General features: G+C 39.9%; 29 protein-coding genes. 19 read left to right on the top strand and 10 right to left on the bottom strand.

Annotated elements, in window-relative coordinates; all coding sequences use genetic code 11:
- Positions 1–4: 4 nt before the first annotated feature.
- Genes IRQ78_RS04605 through IRQ78_RS04595 form a run of 3 tightly spaced genes read right to left on the bottom strand, consistent with a single transcriptional unit; the run spans position 5 to position 3277 of the window.
- On the bottom strand, positions 5–1612 hold the full coding sequence (locus tag IRQ78_RS04605) for a carboxyl transferase domain-containing protein (RefSeq protein WP_054561520.1): 1608 nt from the start codon (positions 1610–1612) through the stop codon (positions 5–7).
- A gap of 10 nt (positions 1613–1622) precedes the next feature.
- Positions 1623–2798 carry an isovaleryl-CoA dehydrogenase gene (locus IRQ78_RS04600; protein WP_054561519.1) on the bottom strand — a complete coding sequence of 392 codons (1176 nt, stop codon included), beginning with the start codon at positions 2796–2798 and terminating at the stop codon, positions 1623–1625.
- Between the two features lie 44 nt (positions 2799–2842).
- Entirely contained in the window at positions 2843–3277 is a 435-nt protein-coding gene (locus IRQ78_RS04595; RefSeq protein WP_054553803.1) for a MerR family transcriptional regulator, read from the bottom strand.
- Positions 3278–3618: 341 nt separating this feature from the next.
- Here IRQ78_RS04595 and IRQ78_RS04590 point away from each other — a divergent pair, with 341 nt between their 5' ends.
- From IRQ78_RS04590 to IRQ78_RS04535, 12 genes are all read left to right on the top strand, one after another.
- On the top strand, positions 3619–4800 hold the full coding sequence (locus IRQ78_RS04590) for a thiolase family protein (RefSeq protein WP_194441483.1): 1182 nt from the start codon (positions 3619–3621) through the stop codon (positions 4798–4800).
- 91 nt (positions 4801–4891) lie between these two features.
- Entirely contained in the window at positions 4892–6382 is a 1491-nt protein-coding gene (locus IRQ78_RS04585) for a CoA-acylating methylmalonate-semialdehyde dehydrogenase (protein WP_055197193.1), read from the top strand.
- A gap of 110 nt (positions 6383–6492) precedes the next feature.
- The gene (locus IRQ78_RS04580; protein ID WP_194441482.1) at positions 6493–7650 is read left to right on the top strand and encodes an acyl-CoA dehydrogenase family protein; all 1158 of its coding nucleotides are present in this window, start codon (positions 6493–6495) and stop codon (positions 7648–7650) included.
- 10 nt (positions 7651–7660) lie between these two features.
- Positions 7661–8440, top strand: a complete 780-nt coding sequence (locus IRQ78_RS04575; RefSeq protein WP_135924626.1) for an enoyl-CoA hydratase — start codon at positions 7661–7663, stop codon at positions 8438–8440.
- Positions 8440–9582 (top strand): enoyl-CoA hydratase/isomerase family protein, encoded by a 1143-nt coding sequence (locus tag IRQ78_RS04570; protein ID WP_194441481.1) that lies wholly within the window; start codon positions 8440–8442, stop codon positions 9580–9582. Before IRQ78_RS04575 ends, IRQ78_RS04570 begins: the two co-directional genes overlap by 1 nt.
- Before the next feature lie 17 nt (positions 9583–9599).
- Entirely contained in the window at positions 9600–10490 is an 891-nt protein-coding gene (mmsB, locus tag IRQ78_RS04565; RefSeq protein WP_194441480.1) for a 3-hydroxyisobutyrate dehydrogenase, read from the top strand.
- Positions 10491–10499: 9 nt separating this feature from the next.
- A complete protein-coding gene (locus IRQ78_RS04560; protein ID WP_175081973.1) occupies positions 10500–11261 on the top strand; it encodes an SDR family oxidoreductase in 762 nt (253 codons plus the stop codon).
- A gap of 108 nt (positions 11262–11369) precedes the next feature.
- Positions 11370–11858, top strand: a complete 489-nt coding sequence (locus tag IRQ78_RS04555; protein WP_194441479.1) for a hypothetical protein — start codon at positions 11370–11372, stop codon at positions 11856–11858.
- Between the two features lie 55 nt (positions 11859–11913).
- Entirely contained in the window at positions 11914–13734 is a 1821-nt protein-coding gene (locus IRQ78_RS04550) for a protein kinase domain-containing protein (RefSeq protein WP_187489620.1), read from the top strand.
- A 38-nt stretch (positions 13735–13772) separates the two neighbouring features.
- Positions 13773–14444, top strand: a complete 672-nt coding sequence (locus tag IRQ78_RS04545; RefSeq protein WP_194441478.1) for an RDD family protein — start codon at positions 13773–13775, stop codon at positions 14442–14444.
- A gap of 14 nt (positions 14445–14458) precedes the next feature.
- Positions 14459–14857, top strand: a complete 399-nt coding sequence (locus tag IRQ78_RS04540; protein WP_194441477.1) for a biotin/lipoyl-containing protein — start codon at positions 14459–14461, stop codon at positions 14855–14857.
- Positions 14858–14960: 103 nt separating this feature from the next.
- On the top strand, positions 14961–15338 hold the full coding sequence (locus IRQ78_RS04535) for a hypothetical protein (protein WP_194441476.1): 378 nt from the start codon (positions 14961–14963) through the stop codon (positions 15336–15338).
- A gap of 109 nt (positions 15339–15447) precedes the next feature.
- On the opposite strand, the gene gloA is transcribed toward IRQ78_RS04535, so the two are convergent.
- Positions 15448–15978: a lactoylglutathione lyase gene (gene gloA, locus IRQ78_RS04530; protein WP_194441475.1), complete on the bottom strand. Its 531-nt coding sequence runs from the start codon at positions 15976–15978 to the stop codon at positions 15448–15450.
- Positions 15979–16161: 183 nt separating this feature from the next.
- Positions 16162–16578, bottom strand: coding sequence for a VF530 family protein (locus tag IRQ78_RS04525; protein WP_063705328.1), 417 nt, complete (start codon positions 16576–16578; stop codon positions 16162–16164).
- Between the two features lie 183 nt (positions 16579–16761).
- Here IRQ78_RS04525 and IRQ78_RS04520 point away from each other — a divergent pair, with 183 nt between their 5' ends.
- Positions 16762–17328: a hypothetical protein gene (locus tag IRQ78_RS04520; RefSeq protein ID WP_054553816.1), complete on the top strand. Its 567-nt coding sequence runs from the start codon at positions 16762–16764 to the stop codon at positions 17326–17328.
- A 48-nt stretch (positions 17329–17376) separates the two neighbouring features.
- Here the strand turns inward: IRQ78_RS04520 and acuI are convergent, their stop codons facing one another.
- Both acuI and acuR read right to left on the bottom strand, forming a co-directional pair.
- Positions 17377–18366, bottom strand: coding sequence for an acrylyl-CoA reductase (NADPH) (gene acuI / locus IRQ78_RS04515; protein WP_194441474.1), 990 nt, complete (start codon positions 18364–18366; stop codon positions 17377–17379).
- A gap of 61 nt (positions 18367–18427) precedes the next feature.
- On the bottom strand, positions 18428–19060 hold the full coding sequence (acuR, locus tag IRQ78_RS04510) for an acrylate utilization transcriptional regulator AcuR (RefSeq protein ID WP_054553818.1): 633 nt from the start codon (positions 19058–19060) through the stop codon (positions 18428–18430).
- A gap of 373 nt (positions 19061–19433) precedes the next feature.
- Between acuR and rmf the strand changes: the two genes are divergently transcribed.
- Positions 19434–19604, top strand: a complete 171-nt coding sequence (rmf, locus tag IRQ78_RS04505; RefSeq protein ID WP_036968408.1) for a ribosome modulation factor — start codon at positions 19434–19436, stop codon at positions 19602–19604.
- 64 nt (positions 19605–19668) lie between these two features.
- Here rmf and fabA read toward each other — a convergent pair whose 3' ends face one another.
- Positions 19669–20184 (bottom strand): bifunctional 3-hydroxydecanoyl-ACP dehydratase/trans-2-decenoyl-ACP isomerase, encoded by a 516-nt coding sequence (fabA, locus tag IRQ78_RS04500; protein ID WP_054553819.1) that lies wholly within the window; start codon positions 20182–20184, stop codon positions 19669–19671.
- Positions 20185–20391: 207 nt separating this feature from the next.
- Here fabA and IRQ78_RS04495 point away from each other — a divergent pair, with 207 nt between their 5' ends.
- From IRQ78_RS04495 to IRQ78_RS04480, 4 genes are all read left to right on the top strand, one after another.
- On the top strand, positions 20392–21249 hold the full coding sequence (locus IRQ78_RS04495) for a 6-carboxytetrahydropterin synthase (protein WP_194441473.1): 858 nt from the start codon (positions 20392–20394) through the stop codon (positions 21247–21249).
- Entirely contained in the window at positions 21242–22060 is an 819-nt protein-coding gene (locus tag IRQ78_RS04490; RefSeq protein ID WP_194441472.1) for a M23 family metallopeptidase, read from the top strand. The genes IRQ78_RS04495 and IRQ78_RS04490 overlap by 8 nt, the downstream gene beginning before the upstream one ends.
- Before the next feature lie 5 nt (positions 22061–22065).
- Positions 22066–22500 (top strand): acyl-CoA thioesterase, encoded by a 435-nt coding sequence (locus IRQ78_RS04485; RefSeq protein WP_138602233.1) that lies wholly within the window; start codon positions 22066–22068, stop codon positions 22498–22500.
- Positions 22501–22681: 181 nt separating this feature from the next.
- Positions 22682–23593: an endonuclease/exonuclease/phosphatase family protein gene (locus IRQ78_RS04480; RefSeq protein ID WP_194441471.1), complete on the top strand. Its 912-nt coding sequence runs from the start codon at positions 22682–22684 to the stop codon at positions 23591–23593.
- Here IRQ78_RS04480 and IRQ78_RS04475 read toward each other — a convergent pair.
- A complete protein-coding gene (locus IRQ78_RS04475; protein ID WP_054553824.1) occupies positions 23566–23970 on the bottom strand; it encodes a response regulator in 405 nt (134 codons plus the stop codon). The two genes, IRQ78_RS04480 and IRQ78_RS04475, sit on opposite strands and share 28 nt — an antisense overlap.
- Positions 23970–24884, bottom strand: a complete 915-nt coding sequence (locus IRQ78_RS04470) for a glycosyltransferase family 2 protein (RefSeq protein WP_187489610.1) — start codon at positions 24882–24884, stop codon at positions 23970–23972. Before IRQ78_RS04470 ends, IRQ78_RS04475 begins: the two co-directional genes overlap by 1 nt.
- 220 nt (positions 24885–25104) lie before the next feature.
- On the opposite strand from IRQ78_RS04470, the gene IRQ78_RS04465 reads away from it, so the two are divergent.
- Positions 25105–26256, top strand: coding sequence for a glycosyltransferase (locus IRQ78_RS04465; protein WP_054553826.1), 1152 nt, complete (start codon positions 25105–25107; stop codon positions 26254–26256).
- Position 26257: the final 1 nt, after the last annotated feature.

The following is a 26257-nucleotide window of genomic DNA, read 5'->3' as shown; positions in this document are numbered from 1 at the left end:
TCCACTACATTCTAAATACGCCGAACTGCGAATCGCGCTCTGGTGCATTTTTAGCTGCACTTAAGGCAAGCCCTAATACATTGCGAGTATCAGCAGGATCGATAATGCCATCATCCCAAAGGCGGGCACTGGCGTAATATGGATGACCTTGTTTTTCGTATTGCTCGATAATTGGCTTTTTAAACTCACTGACTTGCTCATCAGTCATGCTTTCGCCTTTACGGGCTAAACCGTCTTGTTTAACTTGTGCAAGAACGCCTGCTGCTTGTTCACCACCCATTACAGAGATACGGGCGTTTGGCCACATCCACATCATGGTAGGTTCAAACGCACGGCCACACATACCGTAGTTACCTGCACCATACGAGCCACCAATTAACACGGTGAATTTAGGTACATCAGCACATGACACAGCAGTTACCATTTTCGCACCATGTTTGGCGATGCCTTCGGCTTCGTATTTTTTACCAACCATAAAGCCAGTAATGTTTTGTAAAAACACCAAAGGAATTTTGCGTTGTGCACATAGCTGTATAAAGTGCGCGCCTTTTTGCGCAGATTCACTAAATAAAATACCGTTGTTGGCAACAATACCGACAGGGTGACCAAAGATTTTTGCAAAGCCGGTTACTAAGGTTTCGCCAAAGTAGCGTTTAAATTCATCAAATGATGAATCATCAACAACACGGGCAATCACTTCGCGTACATCAAATGGCTTTTTAAGGTCGGTACCTACAATGCCGTAAATTTCGTTAATGTCGTAACGCGGCGGTTTAACATCATCAAGTAACGGTGCAGTAGGGCGTTGATAGTTTATTCGTTCAATACATTGGCGCGCGATAGAAAGTGCATGGGCATCGTTTTCAGCATAGTGATCGGCAACACCTGAGGTTTTACAGTGAACATCAGCACCACCGAGCTCTTCAGCACTCACTTCTTCACCGGTAGCCGCTTTAACCAGTGGCGGGCCTGCTAAGAAAATTGTGCCTTGCTCTTTTACGATAATACTTTCATCAGCCATCGCAGGTACATAAGCACCACCTGCAGTACATAAACCCATTACGACCGCAATTTGTGGAATGCCTTTACCAGACATACGTGCCTGATTATAGAAAATACGGCCAAAGTGTAATTTATCTGGAAATACATCATCTTGTTCAGGCAGGTTTGCACCGCCTGAATCAACTAAATAAATACACGGTAAATGACAACGCTCTGCGATATCTTGGGCACGCAGGTGTTTTTTCACCGTTAGTGGAAAGTATGTGCCGCCTTTTACGGTTGCATCATTGGCGATGATCATACATTCAACGCCTTTCACACGACCAATACCAGCAACAACACCGGCACATGGAATAGCTTGTTCATACACTCCAAAGGCAGCAAATTGTGAAATCTCTAAAAATGGCGAGCCTTCATCAAGTAGCGTTTCAATACGGTCACGAACAAACAACTTACCACGGCCTTGGTGGCGTTCAATCAGGGCAGGGCCACCACCTAAACGGATATCAGCTACTTTTTCACGTAAATCACTTACGAGCGCTGCCATGTTGTCGTGATTTTGCAAAAATTGCGGATCGTGTGGATTTACACTCGATTTTAAAATCGTCATAACAAGGTCCCTATCGGCTTTCAGTGAATAATTCGCGACCAATTAGCATGCGGCGGATTTCTGAAGTACCTGCGCCAATTTCATATAGTTTTGCATCACGTAATAAACGACCTGTCGCATATTCGTTGATATAACCATTACCACCTAAGATTTGAATAGCATCAAGGGCCATCTTAGTCGCCAGCTCTGCTGCATATAAAATAGCACCAGCGGCATCTTTACGCGTTGTTTCGCCGCGGTCACATGCACGAGCTACTGTGTAAACATATGAACGAGCTGCATTCATTTGCGTGTACATGTCAGCAATTTTGCCTTGAATCAGTTGGAACTGACCAATAGGGCTATCAAATTGTTTACGCTCATGAATATAAGGAACCACAATGTCCATACATGCTTGCATAATGCCAAGCGGGCCTGCAGCTAAAACAACACGCTCATAATCTAGGCCACTCATAAGTACTTTTACGCCTTCGTTTAAGTTACCTAGAATGTTTTCTGCTGGTACTTCGCAGTTCTCGAACACTAATTCACAGGTGTTAGAGCCACGCATACCAAGTTTGTCTAGCTTTTGCGCAGTAGAGAATCCTGGTGTGTTACGTTCAACGATGAACGCTGTGATCCCTTTAGGGCCGGCATTTAAATCTGTTTTTGCATAGATAACAAAGGTATCGGCATCTGGACCATTAGTGATCCACATCTTGTTACCGTTAAGTACAAACACATCGCCTTTTTTCTCGGCTTTTAATTTCATTGATACAACATCAGAACCCGCATTTGGCTCACTCATCGCAAGGGCACCAATGTGCTCACCACTGATAAGCTTAGGTAGGTATTTTTCTTTTTGAGCCTGTGACCCATTACGGTTAATTTGGTTAACACATAGATTTGAATGAGCACCATAACTTAAACCAATCGATGCACTTGCACGGCTAATTTCTTCCATTGCAATAACATGCTCAAGGTAACCAAGGCCCGCACCGCCAAATTCTTCAGGTACTGTCATACCTAATAAACCCATTTCGCCAAGCTGTGGCCAAAGTTGATTAGGGAAGGCATTGTCTACGTCTGTTTGTTCTGCAAGTGGGGCAATTTCTTGGCTCGCAAAGCTATTAACATGATCGCGGATCATGTCTGCTGTTTCGCCAAGTCCGAAGTTCATTTCTTTATAAAGTGAAATAGTGCTCATAATGTGTGTTCCTGTGAGAGTCTGTTGTCGAGATTGTTGTCAGGTTATTCGTCTAAATTATTAAGGGTTTCACGACAGCGGCGTTCTGCTGTAACCAATTCCATTAGTACAACTTTAATGTCGTCCATCTGTTGGCTTAGGTCTGCTTTTTTTTCTGCGATAAGGTCAAGCATAGTTACTAGCTGCTTAGCGCTTGATTTATCTGCGTCGTACAGTTCAAACAAACGGCCCGTTTCAGCCAAGGTAAAACCTAAGCGTTTACCGCGTAGAATAAGTTTTAGTCTTACTTTGTCGCGTTTTGAATAAATACGAGTTTGACCATTGCGATCAGGTGAGATCAGGCCTTGGTCTTCATAAAAGCGGATAGAGCGGGTTGTAATATCAAATTCTTTTGCTAGTTCGCTGATACTAAACGTTTGCTCATTGCTAGCAGGTTCAACTGCTGCGCTTTCAAAGTTTGTTTGATTGTCTTGTTTCATGATTTATTTACCTCATTCGAATAACACCAATATAAGTGAAGTTTACGTAAAGGTAAAGGGTGATTTGGGAGTTATACTTTAGACTTATAAAGATAACTGGTTGGATTTGTTGAAAAGCTTTATTTATCTAGCCTTGTAAGCAGATGTTCGATTTTTAATACAACAAAATACAGATAAGTTTACAGTTTTAACGACCGCAAAAAAGTTGATTTTAGATTTACGTTGGCGTAAACGTAAATATTATGTATGCTGAATTAAATCGAAATTAAACTATAACAAATTAACTGTTTGGTTACACATGATTTGAACACATGATGATAACCACTTACATGGAGCCAAATATGACTACTGAAGCCGTTGTTATTGTTGCCGCAAAACGTACCCCTATGGGTGGTTTTATGGGCGCACTAAGTGGTGCACACGCAACTGATTTAGGTGCTACAGCTATTAAAAGTAGCTTAGAGCAAGCCGGTTTATCTGCCGATAAGATTGACGAAGTGATCATGGGCTGTGTATTACCAGCTGGTCTTGGTCAAGCACCTGCTCGCCAAGCAATGTTAAAAGCGGGCCTTAATCAAGGTACTGGCGCAACAACAATCAACAAAGTTTGTGGCTCAGGCTTAAAAGCTGCCATGTTTGCTCATGACTTAATTAAGTCAGGCTCTATAAACACCGCTGTTGCGGGTGGTATGGAAAGCATGAGTAATGCGCCTTATATGTTACCAAATGCACGTTCAGGTATGCGTATGGGTCATGGCGAAGTAAAAGATCACATGATGTGTGATGGCCTTGAAGATGCTTACGACAACAAAGCAATGGGTTGTTTTGCACAAGACACTGCCGATCAATATTCAATTGGTCGTGAACAAATGGATAACTTTGCACTTAGCTCACTTAATAAAGCAAATAGTGCGATTGAAACAGGTGCATTTGATAATGAAATTGCAGCGCACACTATTTCTACACGCAAAGGTGATGTGACCGTTGCGATTGATGAGCAACCAGGCAATGCACGTCCTGATAAAATCCCAGGTTTACGTCCTGCATTCAAAAAAGACGGCACGATTACAGCTGCAAACTCGTCATCAATTTCTGATGGTGCAGCAGCGCTTGTGTTAATGCGTGAGTCAGATGCTAAAGCACAAGGTTTAACACCACTTTGTCGTATCGTTGCTCACAGCACACATTCTCAAGCCCCGAGCGAATTTACTTTAGCACCGGTAGGCGCGATGCAATCGCTTTTAGAAAAAGCCGGTTGGTCTGTTAATGATGTTGATTTATGGGAAATCAACGAAGCGTTTGCCATGGTGACTATGCTTGCAATTAACGAGTTAAAACTTGATGAAAGCAAAGTTAACGTCAATGGCGGTGCCTGTGCACTTGGTCACCCAATTGGTGCAAGCGGCGCGCGTATCTTAGTTACCTTAATTCATGCATTAAAGAATCGTGGTCTTAGCAAAGGTGTTGCCTCACTGTGTATCGGTGGTGGTGAAGCTGTTGCTATGGCTGTTGAAGCAATTTAATCGCTTTAGAATTTTAATCTCTCACAGCCGCAACGTATTTTAAAAACTATCATGTTGCGGCCTCTTTATACCCACTGGGGAGGAGTGCCTCATGCACCAAGTACCTTTATTTATCAACGGCGAATTTACCCAATCAAGTTCATCGCAGCTGATTGATGTTATCAATCCTGCGAACCAAGAAGTGTTAGCGCAAGTCCCGTGTGCAACGGATGCTGAAATGGATGCAGCCATTGCCTCTGCAAAAGAAACATTTAAAACATGGAAAGAAGTGCCAATTTCTGAGCGTGCGCGCATTATGATGAAATACGCTGCACTACTAAAAGAAAACCATGACGAGCTTGCGACGATTATCTGTCATGAGCTGGGTAAAACATTTGAAGATGCCAAAGGCGATGTTTGGCGCGGTATTGAAGTTGTTGAGCAAGCAGCCAATGCACCATCACTGATGATGGGCGAAACAATGGAAAACGTAGCGCGTAAAATCGATACTTACTCTTACATGCAGCCACTAGGTGTATGTGCGGGTATTACGCCATTTAACTTCCCTGCGATGATCCCATTATGGATGTTCCCACTGGCTATTGTGTGTGGTAACACCTTTATTCTTAAACCATCAGAGCAAGATCCACTAACACCAATGCGTTTAGCTGAACTATTTGTTGAAGCGGGTGCACCAAAAGGGGTGTTACAAGTTGTTCATGGTACAAAACCACAAGTTGACCGTTTATTAGAAGACCCAGCAGTACGTGCTATTTCATTTGTTGGTTCGTGTGGTGTAGGTGAATACATCTATTCAAAAGGCACAGCAAACCTTAAACGCGTACAAGCTTGTGTAGGTGCAAAAAACCACATGGTTATTATGCCAGATGCAAGTAAATCGCATGTTGTAAATAACTTAGTCGGTGCGTCTGTAGGTGCTGCGGGTCAGCGCTGTATGGGTATTTCGGTTGCTGTATTTGTTGGTCAAGCTAAAGACTGGGTTGATGAAATTAAAGCAGGCTTTGAAAATGTACGCCCAGGTGTATGGGATGATGCAAACGCGGCTTACGGCCCACAAACATCAAAAGCTGCTAAAGACCGTATTCTATCACTTATCGCTAGTGGTAAAGAACAAGGTGCAACGTGCTTAATTGATGGCTCTGACTTTACTGTTGAAGGTTACGAGCAAGGTAACTGGGTTGGTCCAACGTTATTTACTGATGTAACCACCGAGATGGATTTATACAAAGAAGAGATCTTTGGTCCTGTATTGGCTTGTATGTTTGTAGATACTCTTGAAGAGGCGATTGAGCTTATCAATAACTCGCCTTACGGTAACGGTACTTCGTTATTCACATCAAGCGGCGCTGCTGCACGTAAATTCCAACATGAAATCGAAGTAGGTCAAGTTGGTATCAACGTGCCAATTCCTGTGCCACTCCCGTTTTTCTCTTTCACCGGTTGGAAAGGTTCATTCTACGGTGACCAACACACCTACGGTAAGCAAGGTATTCGTTTTTACACAGAAACGAAAACAATTACTTCACGTTGGTTCGAGGATGATATCGCCTCAGGTCCTAACATGAGTATTAACCTTAAATAAGCCGTAATTAATTTACTGCTGAGCGAGCACACGCTCGCTCAAAGAACACACATTTAAACGACAACAATCGTTATTCACACAAGAATAAGACAACAAAATAGAGGTCTACTATGGACTTTAATTTAACCGAAGATCAGCAAGCGTTTGCTGAAACAGCCCGTCAGTTTGCAGAGTCTGAACTTGCTCCACATGCAGCTAAGTGGGACCAAGAACACATTTTCCCTAAAGACACCATTAAAGCTGCCGGTGAGCTAGGCTTTTGTGGTTTATATACTCCTGAAGAAGCGGGTGGCTTAGGTTTATCTCGCCTAGATTCAAGCATTATTTTCGAACAGCTTGCAATGGGTTGTACCGCAACAACCGCTATGTTGACCATTCATAATATGGCAACCTGGATGATTGCAAGCTTTGGTACTGAGGACGTTAAAGCTCAGTACTGTGAGCAATTAGTAATGGGTGAGTTACTTGCGTCTTACTGTTTAACAGAGCCTGGCTCTGGCTCTGATGCAGCATCACTAAAAACCAAAGCAGTTAAAGAGGGCGATGAGTATGTGATCTCAGGCTCTAAAATGTTTATTTCGGGTGCTGGTGAAACTGATTTACTTGTAGTTATGGCGCGCACTGGTGGTGAAGGCGCTGCCGGTATTTCGGCATTTGCTGTGCCAGCTGACGCAGCAGGTATCGAATACGGTAAAGCTGAAGAAAAAATGGGCTGGAATGCACAGCCAACACGTTTAATTAGCTTTGAAGGTGTCAGAATTCCTGCGGCTAACTTACTAGGCCAAGAAGGCGAAGGCTTTAAGTTTGCAATGCAAGGCCTAGATGGTGGCCGAATTAATATTGCTACCTGTTCATTAGGTACAGCACAAGCAGCTCTTAATACTGCGCGCGAATACCTAAAAGAACGTGAGCAATTTGGTAAGCCATTAGCTGCTTTCCAAGCACTGCAATTTAAGATTGCTGATATGAATACCGAACTTGTTGCTGCTCGTCAAATGGTGCGCTTAGCCGCATTTAAACTAGATACCGGTGACAGCGAAAAAACCACTTACTGCGCGATGGCAAAACGTTTTGCTACAGATGTTGGTTTTAAAGTCTGTGACGATGCACTACAAATTCACGGTGGTTACGGTTACATCAAAGAATATCCATTAGAGCGTCATTTCAGAGACGTCCGTGTGCATCAAATTCTTGAAGGCACAAACGAAATCATGCGTGTGATTATCGCACGACGTATCTTAGCTGAGTCAGCTGGCGACATTCTATAAGGAGCAACCTATGTCTAATCCATCGATTGATTTAAATATTGAAGGTAACGTTGCGGTTTTAACCATGAATAACCCGCCAGCGAATACTTGGACACAAGATACATTAACTGCATTAAAAGACACTGTAACTGAGCTAAATGCTAACAAAAATGTCTATGCATTAGTGATTACAGGCCAAGGTGAAAAGTTCTTTAGTGCTGGTGCTGATCTGAACGTATTTGCCAGTGGTGATAAAGGCGTTGCTGCTACTATGTCAAAAGTGTTTGGTGATGCATTTGAAGCACTAACAAATTTCCGTGGTGTATCAATCGCGGCAATTAATGGTTATGCCATGGGCGGTGGTCTTGAAGTGGCTCTTGCTTGTGATATTCGTATAGCTGAAGAGCAAGCTCAAATGGCACTTCCTGAAGCGAAAGTTGGCTTGTTGCCTTGTGCTGGCGGTACGCAAAACCTTGCATGGCTTGTTGGTGAAGGCTGGGCAAAACGCATGATCTTATGTGGCGAGCGCCTAAAAGCAGACAAAGCTCGCGAAATTGGCCTTGTTGAAGAAGTGGTTGGTGCTGGCGAAAGTTTAGCGGCGGCAATGAAACTTGCTAACCAAGTGGGTGAGCAAAGTCCAGTTGCTGTGACTGCATGTAAAGAGCTTATTCAAAAAGGTCGCACACAACCTATGGCTCATGCATTGCCATTAGAGCGTGAGCTATTTGTTCAGTTGTTTGATACGCAAGACCAAAAAGAAGGCGTGAATGCGTTCTTAGAAAAGCGTAAAGCAAATTGGGTAAATGGCTAATGAATAATGTAACACTACTAAATCATCAAGATGCGCCTGTGGTGTTTGAAACTGCAGAGGCCGAGAGCGGCCTCATTGCAATTGCGACACTCAATGCGCCTAAGTCGTTAAATGCCTTAAATTACGACATGATCCAATTGCTTGAGCCTCAGCTTAGAAAATGGGCTGACGATGATGCAGTTGCCATGGTCATTCTAAAAGGGGCTGGTGAAAAAGCATTTTGTGCCGGTGGCGATGTAGTAAGCCTGCATAAAGCAATGAGTACAGCAGAGCCTGCTAATTACATTGAAGACTTTTTTACTCTTGAGTATAAATTAGACTACCTAATCCACTGCTACGAAAAGCCAATATTACTTTGGGGTAATGGCATTGTTATGGGTGGCGGTCTTGGCTTAATGGCTGGGGCAAGTCACCGAGTGGTAACAGAAACATCGCGTATTGCAATGCCTGAGCTAACCATTGGTTTATACCCTGATGTGGGTGGCAGTTACTTCTTACATAAAATGCCTGAGCAAGTGGGTCTATTCTTAGGGTTAACTGCGGCGTCTATCAATGCTGAAGATGCCTTGTTTGTTAATCTTGCTGATCACTATGCAACAGCAGATAAATATGACGCTATTTTAACGGCTATCACCGCTGAAAAATGGGGCAAAACAGCCTCATTAAATCACGAAAAGCTAACTAACATTTTAATCTCGATTGATAATATTTCAGGCCGGGTTCCTAAAGGCAATGTAAAAGATAACTTAGCGGTTATTCAAAAGCTGGCTGAATTTGACTCACTTCAGGGCAAAATTGACTACATTCAAGCTTTAGAAACTGAAGATAAATGGCTTACCCGTGCGCAAAAGTCATTAGCGCATGGTTGTCCGCTTAGTTGTGCACTGGTTGAACGTCAATTAGCTAATTCAAAAGAGATGACGTTAGCAGATTGCTTCAAAATGGAGCTGGGTATGTCGGTACGCTGTGGCGAAGTAGGCGAGTTTCAAGAAGGCGTTCGTGCGTTACTAATCGACAAAGACGGTGCACCTAACTGGCAGTTTAAATCGCTTAGCGATATCGACGAAGCACTTGTAGATAGCTTCTTTACAGCACGCTGGGATGAGCAATCTCACCCACTAAACTCATTAACGTCATCTTAAGTCCAAGGGGTAAACAAATGGCTAAATTAACAATAGGATTTATTGGTTTAGGCAACATGGGTGGCCCAATGGCGGCAAACCTTGTCAATGCAGGTCATACAGTTCGCGTGTTTGACTTAAATAAAGCGGCGGTCAGTGAGCTTGCCGATAAAGGTGCAATTGCTGCAAACGATGCATCAGAGTGTGCCATTGGCGCTGATATTTTTATCAGTATGCTACCAGCAAGCAAACACGTTAAATCGCTTTACTTAGGCGAAACAGGTCTTATCAACTTACTTGATAGCAAAACTTTAGTGATTGACTGTTCAACCATTGATGCAGAATCAGCGCGTCAAGTGGGAAGCGAACTTGCTCAAAAAGGTATTGATTTTGTTGATGCACCAGTATCAGGTGGTGTTGCAGGTGCAACAGCGGGCACTTTAACCTTTATCGTCGGTGGTGAGCAAAGTCACTTTGAAAAAGCCAAGCTTGCTCTAGTAGATATGGGTAAAAACATCTTCCATGCTGGTGATATTGGCGCAGGCCAAGTAGCAAAAATCTGTAACAACATGCTGCTGAGCATTTTAATGGCAGGTACTAGCGAAGCACTACAAATGGGCATAAATAACGGGCTAGACCCAAAAGTGTTAAGTGACATCATGACTGCAAGCTCTGGCCGTAACTGGACACTTGAGCTTTATAACCCATGCCCTGGTGTAATGGAAACGGCACCAGCAAGTAATGATTATAAACCGGGCTTTATGGTTGATTTAATGGCAAAAGACTTAGGTCTTGCTATGGAATCGGCTCAGCAAAGTAATTCATCTACCCCAATGGGGTCAATGGCGAAGAATCTATACACTATGCTTCAGCATCAAGGTGCGGGTAGTGATGATTTTAGCGCTATTTTTAAATTATTCTCGAAGTAGGAGATTGTTGTGGAAATTAAAAACAACAACATCGTAATTACCGGTGGTGCGCAAGGTTTAGGCTTTGCAATGGCCGAAAAGTTTGCATCCCTTGGTGCGAACATCGCCCTTATCGATATGCAACAAGATGTACTAGATACTGCAGTATCAGCGCTTGCTAAGTATGGCACAAAAGTCATGGCGTATGCTGCTAATGTCACAGATGAAGACGCTGTGGTAGCAACGTTTAACACTATCAACAAAGACTTTGGCCATATCGGTGTGTTAATTAATAACGCAGGTATCTTACGCGATGGTATGTTTATCAAAGCAAAAGAAGGCAAAGTAGTTGATAAAATGTCGTTGGCTCAATTTCAATCTGTGATTGATGTGAACCTGACCGGTGTATTCTTAGCTGGTCGTGAAGCTGCGAGCCACATGATCGAGTCTGGCAAAGGCGGCGTTATTGTTAATATGTCGAGTGTTGCTCGTGCTGGTAACATCGGCCAAACAAACTATGCAGCGTCTAAAGCTGGTGTTGTTGCGATGACAACGGGTTGGGCGAAAGAACTAGGTCGCTTTGGTATCCGTGTTGGTGCAATCGCGCCAGGTGTTATTCGCACAGCAATGACAGATGCAATGAAACCAGAAGCAAAACAACGCATGATGGCGGTAACGCCAGTGGGTCGTTTTGGTGAAGCAGATGAAATTGCTCAAACAGCACAATACATTGTAGAGAACGACTTTTTTACAGGTCGTGTTGTTGAAATTGATGGCGGTATCCGCCTTTAGTTTGAAATGGTAACCCTTTACCCATTGAAAGTACCAAAACGGTAAGCCTAGCTTGCCGTTTTTTTATTTTTAAAGTATTTTAAATTCATAATGATAAGGAGATTTGTTATGAACACTGATGGCATTACAGTATCAATGAGCAAGGGAATTAAAGCCAACTTCAAACTGGGTGAACATTTAATTGAATACTGGGGTTCTGCTTACTCAGGTAAAGAAGTTCTGAAAGTAGACGGTGAATTAATAGCAGAATCACGTAACTTTAAAACGAAATCTGTTCATGAGTTTAATATTGATGGTAAAGCCTGCCAATTAACAGTTTCAGTGACTTTATTAAGAAAGTTTTCTTCTGTTATTTCATTAGAATGTGAGGGCAAGCTAGTTCACAGTTATCAACTCACATACGGTAAAACCCGAAAAATTGCTTGGTATTTAAAAGCAATCCCATTCTTACTTGCAGGGGTTTTAGGTTGGTGTTTTGCCGCTGATATTCTTACCTTGTTAGAGTTAGTTATCTTTGGTTGCTTAACCTTCGCAGTATCAGAGCTTCTTATGAAAGATCAAGGCTGGATCATTGAAGAGCAAAAGCCTTGTAATTAACTGCCTAGCATTCAATAATTAAGCGGTTAAAAGCCGCTTAACTTTGAGAGATGCAGTGAATCCCAAACAAATCCGCAATTTTTATATCAATGAAGAACAGTCTGTTTATTTGCTGTCTCACCATGATGCTAAAAAGCACCGTCAATGGCTTAACATATGTATTAAACAGCTTACTTTGCTTGGTTACAGTGACGTTGAATTAATTGGTTCTGGTGCGTTTGGATTTGTTTTTGCCGGTGTCGATGATGAAGACCTACCTTGGGTATTTAAGTTTTCTCGGATAACCCTTGCACAAAGTGTACGTGATCGTCTAGAAGACGAAGCGTACATGCTCTCGCAAGTTAATAATCCGCTGGTGCCAAAATTTTATGCCTTTGAACGCATTAAAAAGCAAGGCATTTTAATGATGGAGCGGGCTTTAGGTGAAGACTTAGAAAAAATTTCCATCAAGCAGGGGCGTTTTAGTGCAGCAAAAGTCATGGCGCTTGCTCTTAGGCTACGTAATGTGCTGGTAGATTTACGTGAACACAAAAATGGCTTAAGCCCACAGCCTATTGTACATGGCGATATTAAACCCTCTAACATTGTTTATGATGAACAAACTAATAAGTTGTCGTTGGTAGACTGGGGCAGCTCTGTTTATGCACAAATAGATGCTGAAGGTAATCCGGTTGCTAGCAACTTTATGGATCTTATGTCTGCTGATATAAGCACAACCAATGCACGTATGGGTGATGTGTATTTTATTGGTGATGAGCAAATGTCGGGCGGGCAGTCATCGCCACGTTTTGATGAGCAAGGTGTTGCTTCAACTCTTTATGCACTGGCATCTGCACAATCTTGCCGATTTGGTGCGGCGGTTATTCCTGCTACAAGCCTGAATTTACCTATGGAGCTTGCCCGGGTTATTGACGGTATGCTTTCAAAAGATAAGGCAACCAGAGATGGCGCTGGTGATTATTTTATGCGAAACATGCCTACAATGGCTAAAGCTTACCTCCCTGAGCTGCCCCGTAAAGTCATTCGCCCTTATATCCCTTATTGGTTTAGTGAGTTTGATGAACACCCAGACACGGTAGTTTATAGCTCACGTAAACAATTTTTAAGACAAGCGGACCATAATCAACAATTACTTGATGTAAACGATGCCCAGCTCGACAGGTACTACAAAGAGTTTTTATTTGATACCGGCGACACCGAAAAAGCATTTTTGGCCTCTATTAGCCGATTAGCAAAATATCCGGTAGTAGGGGGCTTGAGTTTTCATTGGAAAGAAAACTCACTGTTTGTTGAATCATCACTTATCCTGCATGATGAAACACTTGGTACAGCCTTTACCGATGCCATTAACAACACGGTGATGTTAGCACAGGGGATTGAACAAAAAGGTCTCTTTAAATGTTGTTTGTTTGATGCGCGTAAGACCATTCAGCTCGAACGTGATGGCACAGGTGCGTTTAAGTTTGAGAATTTACCTGAGCTTGATTACGAAGTAATGGATGTACAAGCCTCAGACGTAACCAGACCGCATTCGTACTTTGAAGATGGTAAAGACCCTGATGAGCAATTACAGCTCCCGAAAAAGGTTATAAAGTGCGTATTTGAGCTAAACCAAATACACCATACAGGCTGTATTATTTTTGAAGCCTTACCTGATAGGATGAAGATACACCATTACTATCGTCTGCTAGATGCCAGTAAAGAACCAGAATTTAAACGTTTATTAAGTAAGCTCATGCAATACGCGGTTAATATCACAGATGTGGGTGTAGCAGGATTTATGAAGCTACCTTACAAGAATACTCGTGAATTTGATTTATGCACAAAACAGCCCGATGAGTTTTATCCGCGAGACCCAAAAAGAGCTAAATGCTAAAAGCTGACTAAATTAAAGCAGTAAGGAGAATAACAAACATGGACTACACCCCAAATTATAAAAATTATTCATTGAATGAGCTTCTAGATGCTCAAAAATATATTGATAAAGATAGCTTCCCACAAAGAGCACAAGAGTTAGAATTAGAGATAGCAAATAAAATAAAAGACCCAGAAATAAAAGCAGAGTTTGAAGAGCTAGAAACGAGTAAAAGGTATGCTACTTTTTGGCCTCGTTTTTGGGCCGCGATTATTGATGGTTTAATATTTACAGCATTACTTTATATTGAATGCTTACTCTTTGGCGTTGAATACTCTAACCAAAACATGGTTTTACAAGCCGTTAATGGCGTTCAGTATATTGGCTACGTTGTTTTTATGCATGGGTTTTATGGCCAAACTCTTGGTAAGATGGTGATGGATGTTAAAGTTCTCGATCATGACACTGAAACAGATATTAATCTTAAACAATCGGTTCGCCGAGAATCTGTAAATATTGCTATTAACTCATCTTGGATACTACTACTTTTATCTATTTCAATATCGTTACAACAACTCGGTAGCATACATGAGTTTTTAACTTATTTAATTATGGGTTTGAGTTCTTTAGCTACAGTATGGGCATTGTCAGAATTTATAACCATGCTGTTTAATGAAAAGCGTCGTGCAATACATGACTTTATTGGTAAAACGGTTGTTGTTAGGTTGTAATAAGGCGTTCTACTATGACAACGGAAATAAAAATACCTGAATTACCAAATGATATTGGCGATGTTAAGGTAGCAAATGTTCATGTAGATGTTGGCGATATTGTTTTAGTTAATTCCCCCCTCTTTGATATAGAAACAGATAAAACGATATTAGAAATTCAAGCGTCTGAAGCAGGTGAAATTAGTGAATTTAAGGTTAAAGCTGGGGATTATGTTACTGCTAACCAAGTAGTTGGGATGATGTTACCTGATGAAAACGCTGAAATTAGATTTGTTCACTCTACACCGAAGGAAAATGCTACTTCTAAAGTAAACACCTCAGATAAAAAGAGTAAGAACCATCAAGTTCAACATTATTGGCTACTAGTACTTTTAGTTATGGCAATTATGGGAATTATTTATACAAGTATGTAATTGTGAAGGTAAGTGCTATTAGGCTTGTAACAGGTATCTTGAAAAGCTAGACGAAGACCAAATAATAATTATTGGAATAGAAATTATTAAATGGAGTTAATATATGTTCTGGCTAATATCCTTTATTATTTTGCTCACCATTACTGTCGTGCCTTTTCCTTTTAAGATATATGGATATCTATCAGGTAAAGATGACAGTCCTAAGCTTGTTAAATTTGAAGAAATAACGAATGCGCTCTTTATGTCTGTGGGTTTGTTCGGATTTTATGGATTTATCTCAGATAGAGTTTATTTAACACCTCTATTTTGGAATGGATGGTTATGCGTTGCTATAGTTTGGTCTTTGCTGCCTTTATTTTGGTCACCTAAGCTTGATTATGCTACTGAAATGCTCGGCTGTTATAAAATGCGGTTGCTGGCAGCCGTAAGTTCTATTTTGTACCTTCCATTGCTTTTTGCAGTCTATTTTTATGCAAACTAAATTTTCACATCGTAGAATTTTTTATCTTAAAGCAAGCTCATATGTATAAGTGATACCTTTGAATGAAAATAAAAAACCTGCTAGATAGCAGGTTATTAAAGGGGCAGTCTTACTTATGCTCTTCAATGATCTCAGTGATCCCTTCAGCAGAAAGTATCTCTATCCAATAACCATCTGGGTCTTTGATAAAGGCTAGGCCTTTCATAGAGCCATCGTCTGGTTTTTTTACAAACTCAACATCGTATTTTGCAAAGCGTTCGCATGCTGCGTACACGTCTGGCACGGTAATACCGATATGACCAAAGCCTTTTGGTTCATCATTACCACTATGGTAACCTGCAAAGCTGTCGTCATTTTCTGTGCCCCAATTATGTGTAAGCTCGATAAGAGCAGGGCGGCGAAATACCCACTGTGCTTTTTCTTTATCGGTGCCAGTTGGCATGTCTTGCTCATAACCTAAAAAGTACAGCGTAAACTCCATTTTAGGGAAATCATATTTACCAAGTAACTTCATGCCTAAAACATTCTGGTAGAAATCTAAAGAAGGCTTTGGATCTTTAATGCGCAACATTGTCTGTTGCATTACATAACCTTGCGTAGCGGTTGCGATTTGTTCAGGTGATTCGTTGTAGTTAGACATACACATCCTTTTTAACTGATATTTCTGGTAATGTAATTAGTCTAACATATTCACGTTACCCTTAAATTAATAACAAATATTTTTGATGTGCTAAGACAAATCTTCAGTTCTTAATTTGCTAACCCAAATAAAAAACCGCCCAAACAGGCGGCTTATTTTATCTTACAGCTCAAAGCTTAAAAATCAATTACCCCAAGGATTACTCGCACTTGAACGCTGTTTACGAGCTCGAGCAAGTTGTTTAGCTTCTTTTTTAGCGTGAATGCGTTTGGCGTCGGTAAAACTTAACTCACACGGTTCACCTGGTTTTTGATCAGCAGGGATCACGCGATCGCGTGGCGGTAATTCGTAGTTGACATTGTCTGGGCGTGGTAAGTTTTTAAGACGATACAAATAAAAGTTCTCGACTTTTTCTTGAGCCCATTGTGTTTTACGTAAAAACTTAACCGCAGATTTAACATCTGGATTATTCTTAAAGCAGTTCAACCGCATATAGGCGTGGAGTAATTCCCAGCCATATTGTTCGACAAGCTCTGTTACGACTTGCTCAATACCAACACCTTGTAGCGGGTTATTGCTGAAAATTTCTTTATTACTCATATCATGCTCTTGTTTATTGTTTACGTAATTAGTTAATTATAATTTGAAAGATCTAATTTAGATACCGCTTATCAATTTGATATACGAACCATTTTAAAAGTTTACATGTTTACCTTATATGGGTAATCTATGCGCTTGAATTGGCATGAGGCTAATTTATTAAATTGATTAAGGAATCTATAAATGGGACTTTTTGATAAGATCAAAACACAAGCTAATACAATTGGAACAAATATTAGTGAATCAACCTCTAAACTAACCAGTGATATCTCTACTGCGTCGAAAGAAAAATCAAAGCTTTCAGCGATTAATTCTGAAATTACTTCAATTAACGGGCAACTAAATATTGCTTACCAAGACATTGGTAAAAAGTATGTATCTAATTTAGTCGATAATAAGGGTGAAAATGTTGAAGCTGTTCTAAAAGATACACTCGACAGAATAGAGCCTCTTTTAGAGAAAAAAATAGAGCTTGAGAAAGAAGCAGTAGAAATTGAGAAAAAATTAAAAGATCAGATAATTCTACAAGAAAAAGCAATTTTTCAACGTGAGTTTGATGAAGAAAAAGAAAAGCTAGAGAAAGCTGTGAAACTGGATGTATTAACAGAAAAAGAGATGCAGGATAAATTAGCTAGAGCTCAGCTTAAATTGGATAATTTTGATAATATTCGTAAAGTTAAAAAACAGTACGATATGCAATTAATTTCAAAGGAAGAACTAAACGAAAAGCTTGCGGCGTTTGGTGTTTAAATTCTTTTTTTTAAAAAGGCTCTAAGGTGTTTAGAGCCTTTAAATCTATTACTTACAATTAACCACTACACGGCCACGAACTTCGCCTTTTAATAAGGCTTCTGCATTTGCAATGGCCTCAGATAGCGTAATTTCTTGTGAAATAGTATCTAGGTACTGCGCCTCAACTAACTCACTTAAACGTTGCCATGCTTCAATTCGGTCAGCTTTAGGGCGCATTACGCTATCAATACCCATTAGGCTAATGCCACGAAGGATAAACGGCGCTACCGTTGCCGGAAAGTCCATACCTTGTGCTAAACCACAGGCTGTTACAACACCACCGTATTTAATCGATGCACACACATTTGCAAGGGTGTGGCTACCCACAGAATCAATTGCACCAGCGAATTGCTCTTTTGCCAGTGGTTTACCAGGTGCTGAGAATTCATCGCGAGATAAAACACGTTTTGCGCCTAATTTTTCAAGGTGATCTGCTTCGTTCATACGGCCTGTTGTGGCAACAACATCAAAGCCAAGCTTATTAAGTAAATAGATAGCAAAACTGCCCACGCCGCCATTAGCACCGGTAACAAGAATTTCGCCACTTTGGGGTGTGATACCTTGTTTTTCTAAAGCGATGATACTCAGCATTGCGGTATACCCCGCAGTACCAATTTGCATTGCTTGTTTTGGTGTTAAATTAGCGGGAAGGGGGATAAGCCAATCTGCACTCATAGATGCTTTTGCACTTAAACCACCTAGGTATTTTTCCCCAACACCAAAGCCATTTAACAGAACTTTATCACCTACTTTAAATTCATCACTTTTAGACTCAGTCACTGTGCCTGCAAGGTCAATACCTGGGATCATTGGAAATGTTCTTACCACAGGGCCTTTACCTGTAATCGCTAAAGCATCTTTGTAATTCAAAGTGCTGTAGTCAACATCAATATTTACATCGTGCTGGTGGATGCTCTCTACAGGAAAGTCTGTGTATTCGGCACGATAGCCTTGATCATCTTTGTTGATAACTACCGATTTTACTGATGTTGTCATGTTGACTCCTTTTAGACCGATCGTCTTTTAATGGTTAAAATAAAACCGTATTAAAACGGCATTATAAAATTAAGCGTAAAAATTGAGCTGTATAAAGGGTAAGCGGTTCACTTGATTTATCAAGTTTAGAGCGCATCACTGCGCCTTCCCAGCCAATCCAGAAGAACTCAGCAAGCATTTTACAATCTGATGATTGAGGTATTTGTTTTTGTTGCTTCGCGTCTATTAAGCAGTGTTCAATTAGAGCTTGCCAGCTGGTGTAAGCCTGCTTAATACGTGCAATCATTGCTTCATTAAGGTAGCTGAGCTCTTGGTTTAAATTACCAATTAAGCAGCCGCGATTAAACTCAAACTTTGCCATGCCTTGTTTAGCGTCATTAGCAAACAGTACAATCCTTTCAAGAGGGGTTGTTGCATCGTTTGCTAGGTGGCGTTTTAACTTTGCCTGAAAATAGCTGTCGTAAGCATCTATGAGTGCCAAGCCGAAATCATTTTTACTTTTAAAGTAATGATAAAAAGATCCCTTAGGTACTTGTGCTGATTTTAAGATTAAATCAATGCCGGTTGCGCTAAAGCCTTTTTCAGTTAATACGGCTAACCCTGTATTAATTAGTAGGGCACGCGTATCTGCATTTGAACGCGCTATTTTTGGTGGCCTGCCACGACGGCTCGGCACAGAGTTATTTGTTTCCATGAGCACCATATTAGACCGATCGGTTTTTAATATGCAAGTAATAAATAGACTAAATTGTAATCATCACAAATTTGTCATGATTACAATTTAATTGGGAACTTTGTAGAAATAGTCTAGGTCACAAATATTGAAGCTAAAAGAGCTGTATCGTTTTTAGCTGAATTTAAGTGTATTAATAGATGGTTTTAGTTAAAGAGGTACGACCACCTAGTCATTTAAAATGTTAATTCATTTGAGCATCAGCACGTTAGTTATTGTCAATTTATTTAATTGCTTTTTGCTATTTGAATTTAACAGTTTTATTAACTATTCATTAAATGTAGATGTCAATTTCGCTACATATCTATAAATATAAAAGGTGAGGATATTACCTATGAAGAGACAGAAAAGAGATCGTTTAGAAAGAGCTCATTCTCAAGGTTATAAAGCAGGCTTGGCAGGCCGTTCCAAAGAACAATGCCCTTATCAACAAATAGACCCTAAATCAGAATGGTTAGGCGGCTGGCGAGAAGCCATTGAAAACCGAAATATGTTTAAAACTTAAAATAGGCACCTTATTTACGCAAAAAAGCCCCACTTTGGGGCTTTTTTGTATCTACAAATTAATATTAGAATGCAGATGTATCTTGGAAAAGACCTACTTTAAGATCTTTTGCTTCATAGATTACGCGGCCATCTACTTCTACAGTACCATCAGCCATACCCATGAATAATTTACGTTTAATTACACGCTTCATGTCTAAACGATAAGTTACTTTTTTAGCTGTCGGTAAGATTTGACCTGTGAATTTAACTTCACCTACACCAAGTGCACGACCAAGACCTGGACCACCAGACCAACCTAGGAAGAAACCAACTAATTGCCACATAGCGTCAAGACCAAGACAACCAGGCATTACTGGGTCACCTTTAAAGTGACAGTCGAAGAACCAAAGATCAGGGTTGATATCTAGTTCTGCAACGATTTGGCCTTTACCGTGCTCACCACCATCAGCAGTGATAGAGATAATGCGGTCCATCATTAACATGTTGTCACTTGGTAAACGACAGTTGCCTTCACCGAACATTTCACCTTGACCGCAAAGGACCAATTCTTCTTTTGTATAGCTGTTTTTAGGTTCCATAACTCTCATTCATCGCTTAGAAATTGCCCCGTACTTTAGCGTACACTTGTACGCTAAACAACTCGGAGCAGTTAATTATTTGCTATTTTTCGCTTGTTTTATGACCATTTAATTAAACTGTCGCTGATAAAGGGAGATAAAACCGCGCATTGTGAAGTAAAAATCATTATAATTGCTGTGATTCTTTAACCAGTCTAAAGGAAATTTATGATCCTTTTTGTAAACTCACTGACAGTGATTGATTTTTCTTACTTGTGTAATAAACGCGGCGCAGTTGGCGAGAGCTGGATTGTGGATTTAACTCTGCACGGTCAATTAAATGATGAGTCGATGGTGCTTGATTTTGGCTTAGTTAAAAAGCAAATCAAGGGCATTATTGATAACTGTATCGACCATAAACTTGCTGTGCCTGCCACACTAAACGGTTCACTAACACAGCATGCTGAGCACAGCGTGCTAGATTGTCATTTTGGTGATAATTATCACTTAGCTATGAGTGCTCCTAACCAAGCATATTGTTTAATCGATGCTGATGTTATTGATGAAAAGTCGGTAACCGAGTTTTTAATTAAAACAATTATGCCTGAGCTACCTAGCAACATTGAAAAGATTGAAATTACTTTATACCCAGAGCATAGCCAAAGTTTTTACTATCATTACAGCCATGGTCTTAAAAAGCACGATGGTAATTGTCAGCGTATTATTCATGGCCATCGCTCACAGATTGGTATTAGCCTTGATGGTATGGCTATGCCTCGCTTACAAAAAGAGTGGGCAGATAAATGGGAAGACATTTATCTAGCAACAGCTGAAGATGAAATCAATAAATCAGACCTCAAGCATGTAACTGCACAAGAAAACGATGTGTGCTTTGCATATACATCACAGCAAGGTTATTTTGAAATGGCGATAGACAAATCACGCTGCGACATTTTACCTTGCGATACTACGGTTGAGTGCATTGCAGACTATTTAAGTTCACAAGTTAAAAACCAATACCCTGATTCAGAAGTTAAAATTACAGCTTACGAAGGGGTTGGTAAGGGGTCAATCAGTTATGCGTAAAGGATTACTAATAGCTGCATTTGCAGGATTGTTTTCTTTTACTGCAAGTGCTGTTGAATTAAAAGGACATTTAACTCAAGGCGGTTTAGTAACAGGCCAAATTGAAGGCGCTAAAAGTGTTAGCTTCAATGGTGAGTCTCTTAAGCTTTCAACAAATGGTGAGTTTGTGTTCGGCTTTGGTCGTGATGCTAAGACAAATCATAGCCTTTCTTGGGTTGATAGTGCGGGTGTAAGCCACGAACAAGCAATTGTGATCACTAAGCGTGATTACAAAATTGACAAAATCACCGGTGTTGCAAAAAAATATGTCTCGCCACCTAAAGAAGTGTCTGAGCGTATTAGCCGTGAAGCTGTTGCCGTACGCAAAGCGAGGCAAGTCAATTCTGACCTACGGTACTTTTTAGATCCTGTTTATAAGCCTGCAACGGGCCGTATTTCAGGTGTTTATGGTAGCCAGCGCTACTTTAATGGTGAGCCTCGCCGCCCGCACTTTGGTTTAGACATTGCCAATAAAACGGGTAGTCCAGTGTATGCACCAGTAAGCGGCACAGTTGTTTTTGCTGATGCTGACTTATATTACTCTGGTGGAACCTTAATCCTTGACCACGGCCATGGTGTTACCTCTACTTATATTCATTTAAGCAAATTAGATGTAAAAGTAGGGGATGAAATTAAGCGTGGCGATAAAATTGCCGAGATCGGTGCAACCGGTCGCGTAACTGGCCCTCATTTAGACTGGCGTTTTAATTGGAAAAATGAACGCCTTGACCCTGCGCTAATGATGCAAGACACATTAGCTAATAAAAAGTAGAGACTATGACACAACCAATCGATCGTGACGCTATTATTGCAAAGCGTATTGCTGACTCAACAACGTCGGTAACAAAAACTGTTTTTCCTGGCCGCACTAATCACCACAATACTTTATTTGGCGGTGATGCGTTGGCTTGGATGGATGAGGTCGCGTTTATCGCTGCTACACGTTTTTGTCGTAAGCCACTTGTAACTATTTCGTCTGACCGTGTAGATTTTAAAGAAGCCATTCCAGCTGGTACATTTGCAGAGCTAATTTCTAAAGTGGTGCATGTAGGAAACACCAGCCTTAAAGTAGACGTTGAAATCTTTTTAGAAACAATGCACAAAGACGATAAGCATTTAGCTATTTCTGGTAGTTTCACGTTTGTAGCTGTTGATGATAATCACAGGCCAACACCGGTTGTTTGCGATAAAATGATCAACGGTTTCGAATAAAGCACGGCTATACCAATTCGCAATAAAACTTAATTAAGCGAATTGGTGTTAAACTTAAAAAATAAGTACCTGCGGGTATTTATTTTTACACATTAAAGAACACATCATACTAAATTTTATGTAAATATTATCTCAGCAAAGATTAAGAAATAGGACTATAAGTAATCAGAGGAGGGTGGCTATGCGTTTACTAATTCTGGTTCTTTATGGCGTTCTTTTATTTTTAGCTTTTAATCAATTAGATTCTTATATGCTGGATTTAATCGCAGCGCTAAGAGGTCAGTTAATTTTAGTTAGCTTTTTACCTGTAGGGTTATCCTATTTTTACAGTAAAAAGATGGCATCAAGCTTACTAGTTTTAAGTACAATTTTGACTTTAGTGCACTTTAAACCTTACTCATCTAATCAGAGGGAGGTCGGTGATATTAAGGTTACACAAATAAACCTACAATATAGTAACCCTAACTTACAACAGATTATCTATAACCAAATGATAGAAGAGAAAAATGATATCCTGGTGTTATTAGAATTTAATGATACACAGCGTCATGTTCTTGATAATCTCAACACAGAATATCATTTGTTTGGTTATGCTGAAGTTGAAGGCGCGCCTTTTGGTATAATCGTTATCTCAAAACTTCCGATTATCCAAAAACAAATTAAACGTTTTGATAACCCAAAACTAGGCTATGTAAAACTTAGTTTTTTGCATAATAACATTATGTTAAATAGCCTTGTTTTTCATCCTCCATCACCAAGAGATAGAACTCTATGGACGCAACGCAACTCTGTTTTAAGTAAAGTGCAAAACGAAATTAAAACTTTAGGAGGGAATTGGTTAATTGCAGGGGATTTTAACACGGTTCCATGGTCGCGCTATTTTATTGAAGCTGATAATAATTGCTTTGATCGTAGTGGATTTTATGTAACTTGGCCTTCTAAAATTCAATTTAATGGCTTACCAGTTTTAGGTCTTCCTATTGACCATTGCATTGCAAGTGAGAAAATTAGGCTAACTAATATTAATACTAGTTTCGTTAAAGGTAGCGACCACAGGTCGCTTACCTATGAAGTTAAACTATCTAAACAGTGAAGTTGTCTTAATTTACTATTTTCTATCAATATCTCTACTAACATACTTAATTCAAAATTATCCCAAGGCTTTGCCGTAATCATTGTTGCGACTTTATCTTTGACTGCATGCTTAGATGCTTCCATCTCTGCATAGCCAGTTAATAACATACGCGAACTGTAAGGTTTTACTGCCTTAATTTTCTCAAGTACAGCTAAACCACTCAAAGAAGGCATTAATAGATCACAAATTACCAGGTCAAGCGCATTTTGTTTCGCATATTCAATCGCTGCATAGGGATCACTGTAACAAACTACAGAATAGTTACTAATTAGCAGTCGTTTTAATGAGCGCAAAATTGCCTCATCATCATCAATTATTAATACAGTTTCTTTCATTAGCTTGCACCCAATAAGTGTTTTAGATCATAAAGAACATGTTTAAAATTTCGCTTATGAGGAAATAGCCAAAATGCCTTATTTGAATAGGATAGTGCTTTCGAGTAATTACCTAATTCTCTATAAAACTCACCATAACACTCACTTAAACGTGCTTTTATTTTCTTTAATTCTCCTTTTGTAACCCCGTATTGATTCCTGCGTATAATTTCAACCATTGCGGCTAATCGATTTTCTCTATTAGCAGTTATTGAGTTTGCTCGCATCAAGTAGTGCATTGCGCACAAAGAGCTGTAAGCTACATCACCTTGCTTAGCTATTTTTAACCAACAATCCAGATCTGTTGCGCTTGTTAATTTGTGATCAAATCCGCCTACGTCAATCAAAGCGGCACGTTTAACCATTACAGATGAAGTGCCAACAATGTTAGTTGTTATCATTTGACTTATTGGATTTTTCAGCAAATGAAATTCTGTGTTCGTTCTATTGCTGTCGAATTCAGGCCAGTAGTCAAAACAGCTGATTATGTCTTCATTTTTTTCATTAAAGTGCATGTAGTCTGTAAAACTTAGTACGCACTCTGGATGCTCGGTATGAAAGGCTAACTGTTTAGCTAGTTTATCTTTTGACCAGTAATCGTCTGCATCTAAAAATGCAACATACTCTGAATTTGCTTGTGTGATGGCCAAGTTTCTTGCTGCCACGACACCTTTCCTATTTTGCGTAAATAAACGTACTTCTTTATTTGTTTTAGCGAGTTGTTGTAAGTAGTCTATGCTTCCGTCAGTAGACCCATCATCAACAATAATAATTTCAAAATTAACATCATTTTGTTGGTAAATACTGTTTATGCATGTCTCTAAATACTTGAGACAATTGTAATTAGGGATGATTACACTAACTTGAGTAGACATAAGATTACTCCAAAAACTTAAACATATTATTCTTGTAGTACGCAATTTAGAAGCCACTTTTATTAGCTCGATATTGGCCATAATTCTCTGATTTTTCTTTTTGTGCGTTGCATTTTGCAATTATTTATAGATTTGACGTCTCAAATTGAGAAAAGTACCCCATAAAAAGCAGGTATGGTTATTGCCCTTGTTTCTACATATATTTTAGTAGGAGCATTTTATGAAACACATCGCTATCTTAGTTCCGAGTTTCCCAGTTGCATCAGAAACATTTGTTGTCACAGAAATTAATGCACTTCTAGATGCTGGACATAAAGTGACGGTATTCACTTTTGAAAAAACCTCTGTGTTGATTAATTTATCAAGTGCAATAGAAGTCAAAGAGATTGAAAAGCCTGACTTTAAAAAAATACTTCCCGCAATGTTTAATGTTGTGAAACTCAGTAAAGCAATAAATACTGCAATCCAGTTTCGCTCGATATCTACACAATCTCTTATTGGCTATGGCTACAAAATCGCTCAGTACCTTAAAGTTGCCAAAATAGATCATTTGCACTGCCATTTTATGCATGGCCCTTTAGCATATGGCATTGTTGCTGCGAAAATGGCAAATATCACTGTCTCTTCGATAGGGCATGGCCATGATGTTTATGTGAATAGTGCCGATTTAAACTCGAAATTAGCTTTATGTGATTTCTCTGTCGCTGTATGTGAAGAAATGGCTATGCAGTTTAAAAAATGCGAAAAAAGTAACGTAAAATTACTTCACTGCGGTATCGATACTACAAAATTTAACCAAACGCCTTCATCATTAAGTGAATCTGTAAGGTTAATTTTTATAGGTAGGCTAGTCGAAAAGAAAGGGCTTCAATTCTTATTACCAGCTCTTAAACATATGCCTAAAGAATTTGGTATTACTTTAGATATCGTTGGCGACGGTCCAATGATCAACGACCTAATGTATATGGCTGAAGAGCTTGGCGTAAGAAAGTCAGTCAGGTTTCTAGGTGAAAAACCTCATGCTTGGGTAAGTGAAAACCTAGTGAATTATTCAGCTTTGATTGCCCCATTTTGTGTTGCTAAAAATGGTGACCGAGATACAGGGCCACTGGTTTTAAAAGAGGCAATGGCATGTGGTTTACCCGTTTTAACAACCACTTTAATGGGTGCGAATGAAATTGTTACGCCTAATGTTGGCATGAAATGTATGCCTAGCAGTATCTCTGGTATTAGCAAGATGCTTTATAAATTTCATCAGTTGTCACCTCATAAACGCTATTTACTCGGCCAAAATGCAAAACAACATGTTAATCAGCACTACAATGCATTTAACCAGGCTAAACAACTATCAAAGTGGGTTGAAGCTTTGTAAG

The sequence above is a fragment of the Pseudoalteromonas simplex genome, from assembly GCF_015278155.1.
In the GTDB taxonomy this organism is placed as follows: domain Bacteria; phylum Pseudomonadota; class Gammaproteobacteria; order Enterobacterales; family Alteromonadaceae; genus Pseudoalteromonas; species Pseudoalteromonas simplex.
This window is presented reverse-complemented; position numbering and strand designations above follow the sequence as displayed.